Raw genomic sequence first — 15,548 nt, 5'->3', positions numbered from 1 at the left:
ATTATCTAGAAATATCTTGAGACGTCCAAGTATTTTCTTTATTACTGGACTCTTATTAGAGAGTAAAACTAAGCCTGAGATAGGGCTTAAATATTAATATACGAGGGGGATGCTGTATGCGGATTTTAGTATTAGGCGCTGGTGGAGTCGGAGGATTTTTTGGTGGCAGATTAGTCGAGAAGGGAGAAGATGTCACGTTTCTTGTTCGTAGTAAACGGAAAAAACAATTAGAGGAAAGAGGACTTGTAATCCGAAGTGTTAACGGGGATTTTTCCTTCCGACCGAAATTAATAACGAAAGAAGAGCGAACTTCTCCATTTGATGTTATTTTATTTTCAACAAAAGCGTATCACTTAAACGAGGCAATTCAAGATTTGAAGCCGTTTGTTGGCGAAAATACTGTAATCATTCCATTGTTAAATGGTATCGCTCATTTATCGCTATTACAAAAAGAATTCGGCGAAGAAAAAGTAATTGGCGGTTTATGCTTTATCGAGACGACGTTAAACGATCAAGGAGAAATTGTACAAACTAGCGCTGCCAACAGACTTGTGTTTGGAGAAATTAAGTCTCAAAATTCAGAGAGAGTAAAGCATATTTCTAAAGCATTTTCAGGTACGAAATCTAGTTTTGTTTTAAGTGAAAATATTACGCAAGATATGTGGCATAAATATTTATTTATTACTGTAATGTCAGGTGTGACAACGTTAATGCGTGCACCAATTGGACCAATCCGTGAAAGTGAAGGCGGCCGTGATTTTATCCGTAATGTGTTTGAGGAATCTGTACAAATCATGAGAGTATTAGGAGCTCCAGTAAAGGCTAATATTGCCCAGGAACATATGAAAACGATTGATAAAATTTCGTATGATATGAAGTCATCAATGCAACGTGATATGGAAAAGGGTTCGTTTATTGAAGGGAAGCACTTGCAAGGATATTTACTGGATGTAGCAGAGAAATTTTCTATAGCGGCACCATTATTAGAATCTATATATCAAAATTTAAAGGTGTATGAAGAGATGACCTTTAACAAATCTGTAATAGAATTAGATGTATGAAAAATTATTTATTTCTTTTCGTTCTATCTGTCAAATTTATTTCCTGTTCACGTTTACCATATAACTGATTAATTTCATTTGCTACTGCATCTAAATATGAATCGGAAAAAATAGGCTTCTTTTCTTTAGACATATGGGTCTCCTTTGCGGATTTTTAATATTCATTATGTATATTTCTCAGCGGATTATGCGCAATCATTTTAATTTTTTTCTTATTAAAAATTTTTGTTTACTTTTTGAAAATAAAGGAGTATTATAATCCACAGTTTCAATTTTCTAAATCGCTGAAACCGCATGGTACGGGGGACCCGTTTTTACGGATTAGTACATAATCCGATGGGGTGAATCCTTGAAAAAGGTAGGGCTACTCATAGGCCCGAATCCGACAGCTAACCTCGTAAGCGTTATATTGAGAAGGAAGGTGGAGCTTGTGCGACAAAAAAAATAATGTCTACAAGTCTATTTCGCTATGGCTTGTAGACATTTTTTGTTTTCTGAAGAAATAGTTTACTGGCTGTAACAAGCAGAAAAGTTCGTACAAAATTATTGGAGAGTGGACAGCATTGGTTTCATCTATTAAAAGATTTTTAATTGGAAGACCGTTAAAATCAACAGAGCTTGGAGAACAAAAGCTTAATAAAACGAAAGCTTTAGCTATTTTATCTTCTGACGCATTGTCATCAGTTGCTTACGGTCCAGAGCAAATTTTAATTGCTTTAGCAGGTGTTGGAGCGATCGCTTATTGGTATTCCATTCCGATCGCTGTTGGGGTATTAGTATTATTGACAGCCCTTATTTTATCTTATCGTCAAATTATTTTTGCTTATCCGCATGGCGGGGGAGCGTATGTTGTATCAAAAGAAAATTTAGGGATGAATCCAGGCTTAATTGCTGGAGGATCTTTATTAGTTGACTATATTTTAACTGTTGCGGTAAGTGTATCTGCAGGTACAGATGCGCTAACATCTGCTTTTCCTAGTTTACATGCACATAATGTGATCATTGCGATTATATTTGTTATATTTATTACGATCTTAAATTTAAGAGGAGTAACGGAATCAGCTTCTGTTTTAGCATATCCTGTTTATTTATTTGTTTTAGCCCTATTTATATTAATTGGTGTAGGCATATATAATATTTTGACTGGTCACGTTTCACCAACTTTACACACGCCGATCGGAACGCCGGTTGCGGGTATTAGTTTGTTTTTACTGTTAAGAGCATTTGCATCAGGTAGTTCTGCTTTAACAGGTGTTGAAGCAATTTCAAATGCAATTCCGAACTTTAAAGATCCTGCGCCAAACAATGCTGCAAAAACATTGCTTGCAATGGGTGCATTACTTGCTGTGTTATTTTCAGGAATTGTATTTTTAGCTTATTATTACGGAGTGACTCCGAGTAAAGAAGTAACAGTTGTTTCTCAAATTGCTGAACAAACATTTGGACGTAATTTCATGTACTATTTCATACAAGGTACAACAGCTTTAATATTAATTCTCGCTGCTAATACAGGTTATTCTGCATTTCCTTTATTAGCGGTTAACCTTGCAAAAGATAAATTCATACCGAGAATGTTTACGATTAGAGGAGACCGTCTAGGTTACTCAAACGGTATTATTATACTTGGAGTTGCTTCGATTATTTTAATTGTAGCTTTCCAAGGACAAACAGAACATTTAATTCCGTTATATGCAGTAGGTGTATTTATTCCATTTACACTTTCTCAAACAGGGATGGTATTAAAATGGCTTCGCGAAAAGCCTGAAGGATGGGCTTTAAGATTAACGGTTAATTTAATTGGTGCAGTTATTAGTTTTATCGTAATGAGCATGTTCTTTTTAACTAAATTTGCACAAGTTTGGTCGATTCTTATTTTCTTACCAGTTATTATCTTCTTATTCCATCGAATTAAGAAGCATTATGATGCAGTGGGTGATCAATTAAGTTTAAAAACTTGCGAACCTCTTATTCCAATTGAGGGGAATGTAATTGTCGTTCCTGTAGCAGGTATGACGCATGTAGTAGAAAATTCATTGAACTATGCGAAATCTCTTTCTGCAGATCAAGTTATCGCTGTATATGTTGCTTTTGACAGAGAAGAGGAAAAGAAATTTGAAGAGAAATGGAAGGTGTGGCAACCTGAAGTAAGGCTTGTTACATTACATTCTCATTATAGAAGTATTATTCAGCCGCTAACGAAGTTCATTGATACAGTGCAATATAAGGCAAGTGAATCGAATTACCGCGTTACGGTCGTTATACCACAGTTCATTCCGAAAAAAGGTTGGCATAACATTCTTCATAATCAATCCAGTTTACTCATACGTGCGTATTTACTTTATAAAAGAAATGTTGTTATTACGACAGTTCCATATCATTTGAAAAAATAAGAAGATTTTTGAAGGATAGCTTCGTGAAAATGAAGCTATCCTTTTTGTGTATATGCTATGCATAATTGCATATGGGTTTAAAAGTTATATGGATATAATTTTATTAGTTATTTATAAGTAGTGTTTTCTGTTGTGATATATAGATATTTCAATCGATAAAGTGAATCGGATTATATTTTGAAATAAGGACATGAAAGCTTGGAAATAAAGGGAATGAAAATACTTCTTTACGTTATATAAACAGCTGTGTTTAAATGTCCTTACAGTACAAAACATATATGAAAACAAAACGGAATTTCATATTTACTTACGTTATTAAGTTTAAAATGAATAATATTTTTATGTAGTATATTCACTGTATCGATGTGGAAAATGAGGGTCGATAGAAAATTTATGCAATGTTATTCATACTAAGCACATATGAAAAGTTTTATAACAATAAGTAAGTACTGTAGCAATAACAGTTGGGAGAGATGGTTCGTACGTCAATCAAGGTGAGTACGTCCTCTATTTTAACCATCTTAAATTATATGCAAGAAAATAGAATAATAAAATGCGATAGTAATAGTTGCTAATACATAGGAGGAGTTAAAGTGAAAAAAACTTTAATTACAGGGTTATTGGTTACAGCAGTATCTACGAGTTGCTTCATTCCTGTAAGCGCTTACGCTAAGGAGGGGCAAACGGAAGTGAAAACAGTATATGCGCAAAATGTAATTGCTCCAAATACATTATCCAATTCAATTAGAATGTTAGGATCACAATCACCGCTTATTCAAGCATACGGATTAATTATTTTGCAACAGCCAGACATTAAGGTCAATGCGATGAGTAGCTTAACGAATCATCAAAAGTTTGCAAAGGCGAATGTACGAGAGTGGATTGATGAATATAATCCGAAGCTAATTGACTTAAATCAAGAGATGATGAGATACAGCACTAGATTTAATAGCTATTATAGTAAGCTCTATGAACTAGCAGGAAACGTAAATGAAGATCAGCAAGCAAAAGTAGATTTTATGAGTGCATATGGAAAATTACAATTGCAAGTACAAAGCATCCAAGAGAGTATGGAGCAAGATTTATTAGAGTTAAATCGATTTAAAACAGTATTAGACAAAGATAGTAACAACTTATCAATTAAAGCCGATGAAGCAATAAAAACACTGCAAGGATCAAGTGGAGATATTGTGAAATTAAGAGAAGATATTAAAAGGATTCAAGGGGAAATTCAAGCTGAACTAACTACTATTTTGAATAGACCTCAAGAAATCATTAAAGGTTCTATTAATATCGGTAAACAAGTATTTACAATCACAAATCAAACTGCACAAACGAAAACAATCGATTTTGTTTCTATCGGTACTTTAAGTAATGAAATTGTAAATGCCGCAGATAGTCAAACGAGAGAAGCAGCTCTTCGCATTCAGCAAAAGCAAAAAGAGTTATTGCCACTTATTCAAAAGTTATCACAAACTGAAGCAGAGGCGACTCAAATTACATTCGTTGAAGATCAAGTAAATAGCTTTACAGAATTAATTGATCGTCAAATTACAACTTTAGAAACGTTATTAACGGATTGGAAAGTTTTAAATAATAATATGATTCAAATTCAAACAAATGTTGAAGAAGGCACGTATACAGACAGTAGTTTACTTCAAAAACATTTTAATCAAATTAAAAAAGTAAGTGATGAAATGAATAAGCAAACAAATCAATTTGAAGATTACGTTACAAACGTTGAAGTACATTAAACAGAAAAATAATTAGCGATATAGGGAGAGAAGAAAAATGACAAAAAAACCTTATAAAGTAATGGCTCTATCAGCACTGATGGCAGTATTTGCAGCAGGAAATATTATGCCGGCTCATACGTATGCAGCTGAAAGTACAGTGAAACAAGCTCCAGTTCATGCGGTAGCAAAAGCTTATAATGACTATGAAGAATATTCATTAGGACCAGAAGGCTTGAAAGATGCAATGGAAAGAACAGGTTCAAATGCTTTAGTAATGGATCTGTATGCTTTAACAATTATTAAACAAGGTAATGTTAACTTTGGAAATGTATCGACTGTTGATGCAGCTTTAAAAGGAAAAGTCATTCAGCACCAAGATACAGCTAGAGGAAATGCGAAGCAATGGTTAGATGTATTAAAGCCACAGCTTATTTCAACGAATCAAAACATCATTAACTACAATACGAAATTCCAAAACTATTATGATACTTTAGTTGCTGCGGTAGATGCAAAAGATAAAGCGACTCTTACGAAAGGCCTAACTAGATTATCAAGTAGTATTAATGAAAATAAAGCGCAAGTGGATCAGTTAGTAGAAGACTTAAAGAAATTCCGAAATAAAATGACGTCGGATACGCAAAACTTCAAGGGTGATGCAAATCAAATTACATCTATATTAGCTAGTCAAGATGCAGGGATTCCGCTTCTGCAAAATCAAATTACAACGTACAATGAAGCAATTAGTAAATATAATGCAATTATTATCGGTTCATCTGTTGCGACAGCTCTAGGACCAATTGCAATTATTGGTGGTGCAGTAGTTATTGCTACGGGCGCAGGAACACCGCTAGGAGTCGCATTAATTGCAGGTGGTGCAGCAGCTGTAGGCGGTGGTACAGCTGGTATCGTATTGGCGAAGAAAGAACTTGACAATGCACAAGCTGAAATTCAAAAAATAACTGGACAAATTACAACTGCTCAATTAGAAGTAGCTGGGTTAACGAACATTAAAACACAAACTGAGTATTTAACAAATACGATTGATACTGCAATTACAGCGTTGCAAAACATTTCAAACCAATGGTATACAATGGGATCAAAATACAATTCTTTACTTCAAAATGTGGATTCAATTAGTCCAAACGATCTTGTTTTCATTAAAGAAGATTTAAACATTGCGAAAGATAGCTGGAAAAACATTAAAGACTATGCAGAAAAGATTTATGCTGAAGATATTAAAGTAGTAGATACGAAAAAAGCATAATCGAATACGAATCGTTAGGGCGTTAAGTGTTGATGAATGATTTGAAGCTCCTGTTCAGTTGTGAGCAGGAGCTTTTGATATCCTTATAAAGAGAATAGGTGAAAAATATGCAGAAACGATTTTATAAAAAATGTCTTTTAGCGGTAATGATTGCTGGGGTGGCAACGAGTAACGCATTTCCTTTACATCCTTTTGCAGCAGAACAAAATGTAACGGTGCTACAAGAAAATGTGAAAAACTATTCTCTTGGACCAGCAGGATTCCAAGATGTAATGGCACAAACGACATCAAGCATATTTGCAATGGATTCATATGCAAAATTAATTCAAAATCAACAAGAGACGGATTTAAGTAAAATAAGTTCGATTAATAGTGAATTTAAAGGGAATATGATTCAGCATCAAAGAGATGCAAAAATTAATGCAGCATATTGGTTAAATAATATGAAGCCTCAAATTATGAAAACAGATCAAAATATTATAAATTACAATAATACTTTTCAATCGTATTATAATGACATGTTAATAGCGATTGATCAAAAGGATAGCGGGAAATTAAAAGCGGATTTAGAAAAGTTGTATGCGGATATTGTAAAGAATCAAAATGAGGTAGATGGATTATTAGGAAATTTGAAAGCTTTTCGCGATAGAATGGCGAAAGATACAAATAGTTTCAAAGAGGATACAAATCAGTTAACATCGATATTGGCAAGTACGAATGCTGGTATTCCAGCTCTAGAGCAACAAATAAATACATATAACGATTCGATTAAAAAGAGTAATGATATGGTCATTGCTGGTGGCGTACTTTGCGTAGCTCTAATAACATGTCTTGCTGGCGGGCCGATGATTGCGGTTGCGAAAAAAGATATCGCAAATGCAGAAAGAGAAATCGCCAATTTAAAAGATAGAATTTCAGGAGCACAAGCAGAAGTCGTAATTTTGACTGATGTAAAAAATAAAACAACAAACATGACAGAAACAATTGATGCAGCAATTACAGCACTACAAAACATATCAAATCAATGGTATACAGTAGGTGCAAAATATAATAATTTACTACAAAACGTAAAAGGAATTAGTCCGGAAGAGTTTACGTTTATAAAAGAAGATTTACATACAGCGAAAGATAGCTGGAAAGATGTAAAGGATTATACAGAAAAATTACATGAAGGTGTGGCAAAGTAAACAGTGGACTAGTTCTGCTGTTTATTTTTTTATCCTGTTTTTTGTGAGAGTTGAGCTTGCAATTATATATAAGTTTGTCATGTATTTTTATATTTTTTATAAATTCTAAAAGAACATTCCCTATTGTTGGTATGATAGACAGAAACTGTTTTTTTTGGAACAGGAGACAATAAATAGGGAAAATAACATTAGGATTATTAGTTATATTTCTATTTCTATTTATAATTATGTATATGTCTTTAGTAGGAGATGAGAATAAGGGTTCCTTAACTCCTAATCTGATTTCAAAGGTAAAATATTTAGAAACTGATTCTGTTGCTGGAGGTACATTTAGAGATTATGGTCAAGAAGCAGAAGCAGTGTTTGAAAAACTAAGTAGTCAGAAAAATGTTGAAACAAAAAAAGATTTTTGAGGAAGAAATTTTTGAAGAATCATTATAGACTTTTACTTTATTGGTATTAACTAAAACTTATTCACTTAATTTCCTATCAGAAATTATAAAGTGAAAACAGAACATGAAATACGCAAAAAATATCACAGGACAGATTCTCAAAATATTTCAAAATCCACCCTGTGATCATATACTCATTTACAAGTGAAAATAATTAATACCCTAAAATATCTACTTCAGCTGCTGAAGCAAATCCATTTTGTCCTTTCGTTACTTCCACTTTTACATACTTTGCAGTAACTGGGGTAAATGTTGCCGTTTTCTTATCACTATTATTTTCCCATGTTCCTGATGATATTTTGTCATACGTAATGCCGTCTACACTCGTATAAATATTGTAAGTTAAAATACGGCCATTTTCTGACCAATCTTGCCTTGGAAGATATGACAATTGTGAAATGGTATGTGTATCACCAAGTTCTAGTGTCAAATTGTAAGGATATTGATTTGGTGTCCAAGTACTATGCCAAAATGTATCGGTTTTTCCATCTATCGCCTTACTAGCTGAGCCCGTTGATTCCTCACTATTTGCACTTGCCTTCATTATTTTTTTTGACAATACAGCAAGTGGTTTAACAGGTTTAGCATCCGTCGCTTCCCATATAGGTGCAATTAATGTTGGGGTGTTTAAAGCTTCTACTTTTTGTCTCGTTTCTTGTGTTGCTTTCAATCCCCATTTATCAAAGAATGGCAGTACATTTTGTTTTGCTATTTTTGATGTATTGTAAATAAATGCCTGTATTTTATCCTCGTCTGTTTTGGGAAGTTGATCTTCAGGTATCTCACGATATAATTTGTGGAGATTTGGATAAAAATCATCCCCATATGCCAAATGAAGTTGCCAAAGCATAACAAGTTTTACAAACAGGTCGTCAATATTTTTATATTCTTTATTTGTTTGTTTTAAATACGTAAAAGCTCTATTATAATCTCCCTCTGTATCTAAACGTGTTGGTATATTTGGGTATATTTTCTTGAATGCAGCTAATGAATATAGATTATTAGTTACTTCACCCATACCTCTTAAATCATTCCACGTCCATGGATATTGTTGTCGTGCATGTCCCGCTTCGTGCATTTGTCCCCATCCAAACTCATTTACATTTAAAGTACTTTTGATAGCTTCACCAGCAGTCGTAAAGACGGCTCCATCCCAACTTGCATACATGCCCCAACTTTGTGCGTTAGGATTTTCTACAAAGGCCCAAATACGACGAGTTGAACGATGTAAAGGATTAGGATCCGTTTCAGATAGCCCTGCTAACTTGTCTTGTGCTCGAATCATATCATCATATTTATTTAATAGGGGCACAGGATCTTGATTTACAATATATTTATTGGCACTATCACGAGTTACAGTTAGTACGGCTCGTTCTGATTTCAATTGTACTGCATGTGCATTTGGAAAGTTGTTCATCATGGCAATCCAGTCTGCTTTTGTGTGTTTTCCTAATACAAAGAAAGGAATAGGACTACCGCCTTGCGTTACTTGCACCTTAACTGTTCCTGTGCTTTGAAAATTATCTAACCCTAATACGCCGCCGTTTGGTGAAGAGATAGTATTAGAGCCCGGAGAAAGATCAATTTCTTTTCCCCATTCTTTATCATATTGATGTGTCCCAATAATGGCTCTAATCTTTTGCGTTCCTGATACTGTAATTGTAACCTGTTCATTAGGCTTCACATATATGCCTGTTGGCATATAATTTTTTTGCTCACCTCTTTTTTCTCTTTTTGCTTCATCCCAAAAACTTCCTGTACCTGGCAGATCAAACTCTCTTTGTTCAAATTGAGTTGCAGTTTGTGCAGTTTCAGCATGTACATCTAAATTGTTTGACATAATAGGTGTAAATAACGTGGTTGCTAAAATAGTGGATGTTGCAAACACCTTTATAGTTTTTTGTAATCTACAATTTTTTCTGCTGTTCATATAGATCAGTCCTTTCGTTCAAATTCATTAATTACTTACATACGAAATATCAGCTTTTTCATTAATGCCGAAAGTAGATTTTTTAAATTCGCACTTATTAAAAAATGTTGATGATATTTTTAGATGAGTAAAAAAAGCATAGTAACATTTCAAGTTCTCTTCCTGATTAATTTAGAAACACATTACCTTCATTGATTTTTTTAATCACTCCTCCAAGTAAACATTTAAGATAAATGTCCTATCTTAAAGCTCCTTTCCTAATTTTGGGATTACGAATTAAGTATAATTCAAAAATAAAGTTATACAATTGAGAAAAAATAAAATGTTAAAAATTTACACTCTCGCAAAATTTTTAACATTTACTAAAAAATATTTGTTATAGAGAGGAGATTCACATACCCATCAAGCTAAACTTTTGAAATATCCCCAAAACTAAAATTCTATCTCTTCATAATTATTCATAAAAATCCGGTTCAGTTTTCCCGTTTTATGGCAACAATTAAACTCTTAACTTGATGGGCATGTGGTGTTACCTCTAGGAGATATCTTCATCTAGATAGGATAATATAAACATGAAAAAAGATTGGTAAAGTGGAAACATGTTTGTTTATTGGCAAAATGAATAAAAAGATAGCCCTCTTGCAGATAAATGTAGGGGGGGTATTTTTGAGCGGTAATTTCGTATCCATGTGTGCGTAAAAATCTTTTCGTTATCGCTTCCTTTGATAGAATCCATGTTCATATAGTTTTTTTACCGAATTTTTTAAAAATTAAATTTTACGACTTGATAATTCGTTTAAAATGATTTAATCTTATGTCGAATGATATATTTATCTATCAAAAATACTTTTGTAAAGATAAAGGAGTGATTGAGAATGTTAAACGCCCCATTGATGGTAAGCCTTTAGGTGCAGCAGCATTGAAAAGATTGGGAAGAAATGAGTGAGCTTTCACAATAAAGAACTCTATAATTTGATGTAGTGTTTGATACCTTTGATTAGATTTTTTGAAAAACAAACCAATATTAATTTAATCAAAGTTTAGAAAGTATGGTATGAAAGCAGGTTAGTGAGGGGAATTCAAAACCAATTTGATAAAAGCGAGGTAAATAATATGACTTTTGAAGAAAAATTACAAGCATATGCAGAACTTACGGTGAAAATCGGTGTTAATATTCAACCAGGGCAATACTTATTAGTCAATACATCAGTAGATGCATTGGATTTCGCCCGTATAGTTGTCAAAGAGGCTTATAAGGCTGGGGCAGGGCGTGTTCATGTTAATTTTTCGGATGAAGAAATGGAACGTGCTTACTTTGATTATGCCTCAGATGAAGAATTTAATCGCTTCCCAGAGTGGATAGTCAAAATGAATGATGAGCTGCTCGAACGTAAAGGAGCACTATTAATGATAGATGCTACAGATCCTGATAAATTTACAGGTATTTCATCTGAGCGTCTAGCTACCTATCAAAAGGTAGCAGGAGCTGCTCTGAGAAACAATCGCAACGCCGTAATGAAGGATTCAATAGCTTGGTCGATGGTAGCAGTTCCTTCACCAAAGTGGGCATCGAAGGTGTTCCCGGATTTAGCAGCTGAGGATCAAGTACCAGCATTATGGGAGGCTATTTTTAAAGCTGTTCGTATTGGTGAAGGCGGTGCTATTGAAAAATGGCGTGAACATGTAACAAATTTAGAATCTCGTGCGGTCCTACTGAACAATAAAAAATATATGAAGCTTCACTATACAGCGCCAGGTACTGATTTAACAATTGCATTAGCACCACAGCATAAATGGATTACTGGAGGTGGTAAAACTCCTGATGATACTATCTTCATGGCTAATATGCCGACAGAAGAGGTTTATACGTTACCGATGAAACAAGGTGTAAATGGCTATGTAAGCAATACAAAACCACTAGTTTATCAAGGGAATATTATCGATGGCTTTAAACTGACATTTGAAGAAGGAAAAATTGTTAAAGCTGAAGCACAGGTAGGATATGATTTATTACAAGAGCTTATTAATGTGGATGAAGGCTCTTGCTATTTAGGTGAAGTAGCACTTGTACCACATGAATCACCAATTTCAGCATCGGGAATTTTATATTTTAATACATTGTTTGATGAAAATGCATCGAACCATTTAGCGATTGGTAAAGCTTATCCAACTTGCTTAGAGGGTGGAAGAGATTTAGAAAACGATCAGCTTGAAACGTTAGGTGCAAATATTTCAGTAACACATGAGGACTTTATGATTGGCAGCAGTGAGATGGACATCGACGGTATTCTATCAGATGGAACTGTAGAACCAATTTTCCGTAAAGGTAGCTGGGCATTTTAAGTTTTTAATTTGAAGAAAGGAGTAGAGTGGATGAAGCGATTAGCATAATCGGTGCAACTATATAGGTTTTTCATCTGCTTTTGCTCAGGCTGAAAACTAGCTCTTTAATTAGAAGTAAAATGCATGCAAAGGAGATAGGCCAATGAATTTCTGGGAATTTGTTTTGATAATTGTAAATTTTAGTCTATTGAGTTGGGTACTGTTAGTAGGCAGAGAAACGAAAAAGTGGTCTAAATTAGCTACTTTGGTTGCCGTTGTAATGGTTACAGTTCAGTTATTGGCAGAAGGTTTTAGGTGGCAGATGATTCCGGCATATATATCCCCAGTTATCTTAATTTTATGCTATTTATTAACTGGGCGGAAAAAGGGTTTTAGAAGTTCGGGTATATTCATAGTTAAGACTTCGTTGCTATGTATCTATTTGTCTGTAGCAGTTGCGCTACCCTTACTTATGCCAGTATTTTCATTTGAAGAACCAACTGGACCACATAGGGTCGGTACGAAGGTATATCATTGGATTGATCATCAGAGAAATGAACCATATTCGAAAAATCCAACCGATCGGCGCGAACTGATGGTGCAAATTTGGTATCCTGCAGCTGAAAAAAGCAAGGGGGATCGAGAACCTTATATTCGTAACATAAATGAGCTCTCCAAGGGATTGGAAAAAACATTGTCCATTCCTGCATTTGCATTCAGCCACATGGAATTGGTAAAGTCTCATTCGTTTATGGATTTACAACTCTCAGACTCAGAGAATCACTATCCCATATTACTTTTCTCTCATGGTTTTAATGGTTTTCGTAATCAAAACACGTTTCAAGTTGAGGAGTTGGCTAGTCAAGGGTACATTGTTCTAAGTATCGATCATACCTTTGATGCTGCAGCTACCGTCTTTCCAGATGGTCGAACTGCTTACGTACAGCCCATCAATTTAACTGATGAAGGGGATAGCCACATAAAATTATGGGAGGAAGATGTCAGCTTTGTCCTTAGTCAGATAGAGAAACTTAACCAAAACGATGAGACCGGCTTCTTTACAGGAAGACTGGATACATCGCGAATTGGAATGTTTGGCCACTCTTACGGTGGAGCTACCGCAGCACAAATACTTGCAAAAGATTCTCGTGTCAAAGCAGCTATCAATATGGATGGTACATTCTATGGGAAATTTTTTCCTGAAAATGGAATTGGAAAACCGTTTCTGCTCATGAGTGCAGAAGAGCCTGATGAAGCAGATCCCTATGAAGTGAGGGAGCGATACGGACGTGGGTTAGCTGGTGGTGGTATGTCAATGCTCATTCCTCATACGGATCATACAAGCTTCACTGATTTACATTTGTTCTCCCCTGTGTTGCAGAGCCCAGGTGAAAATCCAAAGGAAGTTCATCGTATTATCAACGAATTCAGTCTGGCATTTTTTGACCAGTATGTAAAACAGAAGGATGACGGCTCCATCCTTAAAAGGCTGATGACCAAATACCCGGAAGTGAATTTTAAAATAAACCGATAACTTTATGCAGAAAGTAACTCGTACCATTTCCTTTGGCTCTTGTATTTATTACATTAAAGAATTTAATTTCTTCATCGTTATCTAAATAATGAAATGCTAAAAATGAAACATTCAAAGTGCTATCAGTTTCAGTAATATAATTCTTTTTGAAAAGCTACATTCAGCAGCTGGACACTTTATTTGGGATTGTTTATTATAATATCAAATGATATATTTATCTATCAAAAATGACGACTTTATACAGAAAAAGGGAGAGATTGACGATGAAGAAAGACTTGTCAGCGTTGAAGGAAGCGAGATTTAATGCAATTCTTGATTCAGCTACTATATTGCTTGTTGAAAATCCTACTGCTTCGATGAATGAAATTGCGGAATATGCGGGAATTGGAATTGCTACACTCCATCGCTACGTCGAAAGCAGGGAGAAATTGATGCTGTTCTTGGGCCATCGGGCTATACAACTGGTAAGTGATACTGTAAACCAGATTCCACTGGATGAGGAAAGAAGCGAAAACTATATCCCGGAACTCATTGAAGCGTTAATCCCTTTAGGTGACAAAATCTATTTTCTAGGTCATGATGCATCTGTATTTAACAACAAAGAATTAGGTGAAGCAGAAGAGAAGCTGAGGGAACCCTTACGACGCGTTATTGAACTGCTACAACAAAGAGGTTACTTTCAGCAAATGGTTAGCAGCGAATGGATTTTGAATACGCTTTATGCTCTGCTTTTCCATACCTGGGAACAGGTACATGAAGGAAATGTGGCTAAAAAATCTGCTGCAGAGCTTGTTTTAAATACATTTTATTATGGTTTCAAAGCTAAGGATGAATTGAGAGGGAAGTGAACTGATTCACATCCATGATAATTAATATTAATAATATAGAAAGTGAAAAGGAGCAATAGGATAATGAATAAAATCTCTATTGTAAAGGCTGTTCATCAATCCATGGTCGGCGTCCAGCTAAATGTAATGGCATTGGAATACATGGCGTTTCCACTTGCAGGATCTGAGGAGAAGAACACAGTCGATTGGACATTTTGTAAGCTATGGCGGCAGGAGAACAACCGTTTCAGTCATCAATACGCTTATGAAGCTCAAATGGACGGGAAAACTTTAGGGATGATTACTTGCTATCCCATACCCGTTTTAAATCGTCTTGCCTGGCCCACTTTTAAACAGCTGCTTTCGTTCCGAAAGCTGGGTTTTGTTGTTTATAACATTCTGAATATCAAAATGCTTTATTCCATGTTTACCTTGAAGGAGGGAGAAGATGACGAGTTTCACATCGGAACAATTGCCTTACTGCCCGAAAGTCGAGGACTAGGGATAGGTACCAGATTAATTGAATTTGCTGAGGAACAAGCTTCGCTGCAAGGCTTTGCCAAATGCACTCTGACGGTAAAGAAAGAGAACCAACTTGCCATTAAATTGTATCAGAGGATAGGCTACCAGATTACAGGTGAAATCAATAAACCAAAGTTATCGTTGTACAGAATGGTCAAAAACGTAGAAACTTACAACCGTTTATAAAAAAGTTGTACAGTATTAGGGTAACGCCACATCCCTATCAAGCTAATAGTTTTAATTACCCCATAACGAAATTTTTAGCATCGTTAACTATTGATAATGATAGGTTATGTTAATAAAAATTGTATGGGTGATATATC

The 15,548-nt window shown here is 34.9% G+C and carries 12 protein-coding genes and 1 riboswitch; of the genes, 10 read left to right on the top strand and 2 right to left on the bottom strand.

Going from position 1 to position 15,548, the window contains the following annotated elements:
* Positions 1-116 precede the first annotated feature (116 nt).
* Entirely contained in the window at positions 117-1,061 is a 945-nt protein-coding gene (panE, locus tag MR168_RS27600) for a 2-dehydropantoate 2-reductase (RefSeq protein WP_001221912.1), read from the top strand.
* Positions 1,062-1,065: 4 nt separating this feature from the next.
* Here panE and MR168_RS33475 read toward each other — a convergent pair whose 3' ends face one another.
* Entirely contained in the window at positions 1,066-1,194 is a 129-nt protein-coding gene (locus tag MR168_RS33475; RefSeq protein ID WP_000031873.1) for a hypothetical protein, read from the bottom strand.
* Positions 1,195-1,333: 139 nt separating this feature from the next.
* Positions 1,334-1,480: riboswitch (cyclic di-AMP (ydaO/yuaA leader) on the top strand.
* A 144-nt stretch (positions 1,481-1,624) separates the two neighbouring features.
* Here MR168_RS33475 and MR168_RS27595 point away from each other — a divergent pair.
* The 5 genes from MR168_RS27595 (at position 1,625) to MR168_RS27575 (ending at position 8,051) form a co-directional block, all read left to right on the top strand.
* Positions 1,625-3,451, top strand: coding sequence for an APC family permease (locus tag MR168_RS27595; protein WP_000254900.1), 1,827 nt, complete (start codon positions 1,625-1,627; stop codon positions 3,449-3,451).
* Positions 3,452-4,044: 593 nt separating this feature from the next.
* On the top strand, positions 4,045-5,205 hold the full coding sequence (gene nheA, locus MR168_RS27590) for a non-hemolytic enterotoxin NHE subunit A (protein ID WP_061884005.1): 1,161 nt from the start codon (positions 4,045-4,047) through the stop codon (positions 5,203-5,205).
* Between the two features lie 37 nt (positions 5,206-5,242).
* Positions 5,243-6,451 carry a non-hemolytic enterotoxin NHE subunit B gene (nheB, locus tag MR168_RS27585; protein ID WP_000162975.1) on the top strand — a complete coding sequence of 403 codons (1,209 nt, stop codon included), beginning with the start codon at positions 5,243-5,245 and terminating at the stop codon, positions 6,449-6,451.
* Positions 6,452-6,558: 107 nt separating this feature from the next.
* Positions 6,559-7,638, top strand: a complete 1,080-nt coding sequence (gene nheC, locus MR168_RS27580; protein ID WP_001171992.1) for a non-hemolytic enterotoxin NHE subunit C — start codon at positions 6,559-6,561, stop codon at positions 7,636-7,638.
* 233 nt (positions 7,639-7,871) lie between these two features.
* Positions 7,872-8,051 (top strand): hypothetical protein, encoded by a 180-nt coding sequence (locus MR168_RS27575; protein WP_000060531.1) that lies wholly within the window; start codon positions 7,872-7,874, stop codon positions 8,049-8,051.
* A 193-nt stretch (positions 8,052-8,244) separates the two neighbouring features.
* Here MR168_RS27575 and MR168_RS27570 read toward each other — a convergent pair whose 3' ends face one another.
* Positions 8,245-10,020 (bottom strand): M60 family metallopeptidase, encoded by a 1,776-nt coding sequence (locus MR168_RS27570; protein ID WP_086411632.1) that lies wholly within the window; start codon positions 10,018-10,020, stop codon positions 8,245-8,247.
* A gap of 1,113 nt (positions 10,021-11,133) precedes the next feature.
* Here MR168_RS27570 and MR168_RS27565 point away from each other — a divergent pair.
* The 4 genes from MR168_RS27565 to MR168_RS27550 all read left to right on the top strand — a co-directional run bounded on the left by MR168_RS27565 (position 11,134) and on the right by MR168_RS27550 (position 15,411).
* Positions 11,134-12,363, top strand: a complete 1,230-nt coding sequence (locus MR168_RS27565; RefSeq protein ID WP_086411633.1) for an aminopeptidase — start codon at positions 11,134-11,136, stop codon at positions 12,361-12,363.
* 142 nt (positions 12,364-12,505) lie between these two features.
* Positions 12,506-13,876, top strand: a complete 1,371-nt coding sequence (locus tag MR168_RS27560; RefSeq protein WP_044307028.1) for an alpha/beta hydrolase family protein — start codon at positions 12,506-12,508, stop codon at positions 13,874-13,876.
* 263 nt (positions 13,877-14,139) lie between these two features.
* Positions 14,140-14,724, top strand: coding sequence for a TetR/AcrR family transcriptional regulator (locus MR168_RS27555; protein WP_000710978.1), 585 nt, complete (start codon positions 14,140-14,142; stop codon positions 14,722-14,724).
* A gap of 63 nt (positions 14,725-14,787) precedes the next feature.
* Complete coding sequence (locus tag MR168_RS27550; protein ID WP_242291636.1) at positions 14,788-15,411, top strand: GNAT family N-acetyltransferase; 624 nt, start codon at positions 14,788-14,790, stop codon at positions 15,409-15,411.
* Positions 15,412-15,548 lie beyond the last annotated feature (137 nt).

It is taken from the genome of Bacillus cereus group sp. BfR-BA-01356 (assembly GCF_022663635.1).
GTDB lineage: Bacteria > Bacillota > Bacilli > Bacillales > Bacillaceae_G > Bacillus_A > Bacillus_A cereus.
Note: the sequence above shows the minus strand (reverse complement) of the source record. Positions and strands in the feature narration are given on the sequence as shown.

What these genes read in the sequence shown, in the direction of transcription:
- nheB (WP_000162975.1), top strand. Translation starts at nt 5,243, where the DNA reads ATGACAAAAAAACCTTATAAAGTAATGGCTCTATCAGCACTGATGGCA.
- panE (WP_001221912.1), top strand. Translation starts at nt 117, where the DNA reads ATGCGGATTTTAGTATTAGGCGCTGGTGGAGTCGGAGGATTTTTTGGT.
- nheC (WP_001171992.1), top strand. Translation starts at nt 6,559, where the DNA reads ATGCAGAAACGATTTTATAAAAAATGTCTTTTAGCGGTAATGATTGCT.
- MR168_RS27575 (WP_000060531.1), top strand. Translation starts at nt 7,872, where the DNA reads ATGTCTTTAGTAGGAGATGAGAATAAGGGTTCCTTAACTCCTAATCTG.
- MR168_RS33475 (WP_000031873.1), bottom strand. Translation starts at nt 1,194, where the DNA reads ATGTCTAAAGAAAAGAAGCCTATTTTTTCCGATTCATATTTAGATGCA.
- MR168_RS27555 (WP_000710978.1), top strand. Translation starts at nt 14,140, where the DNA reads ATGAAGAAAGACTTGTCAGCGTTGAAGGAAGCGAGATTTAATGCAATT.
- MR168_RS27565 (WP_086411633.1), top strand. Translation starts at nt 11,134, where the DNA reads ATGACTTTTGAAGAAAAATTACAAGCATATGCAGAACTTACGGTGAAA.
- MR168_RS27570 (WP_086411632.1), bottom strand. Translation starts at nt 10,020, where the DNA reads ATGAACAGCAGAAAAAATTGTAGATTACAAAAAACTATAAAGGTGTTT.
- MR168_RS27550 (WP_242291636.1), top strand. Translation starts at nt 14,788, where the DNA reads ATGAATAAAATCTCTATTGTAAAGGCTGTTCATCAATCCATGGTCGGC.
- MR168_RS27560 (WP_044307028.1), top strand. Translation starts at nt 12,506, where the DNA reads ATGAATTTCTGGGAATTTGTTTTGATAATTGTAAATTTTAGTCTATTG.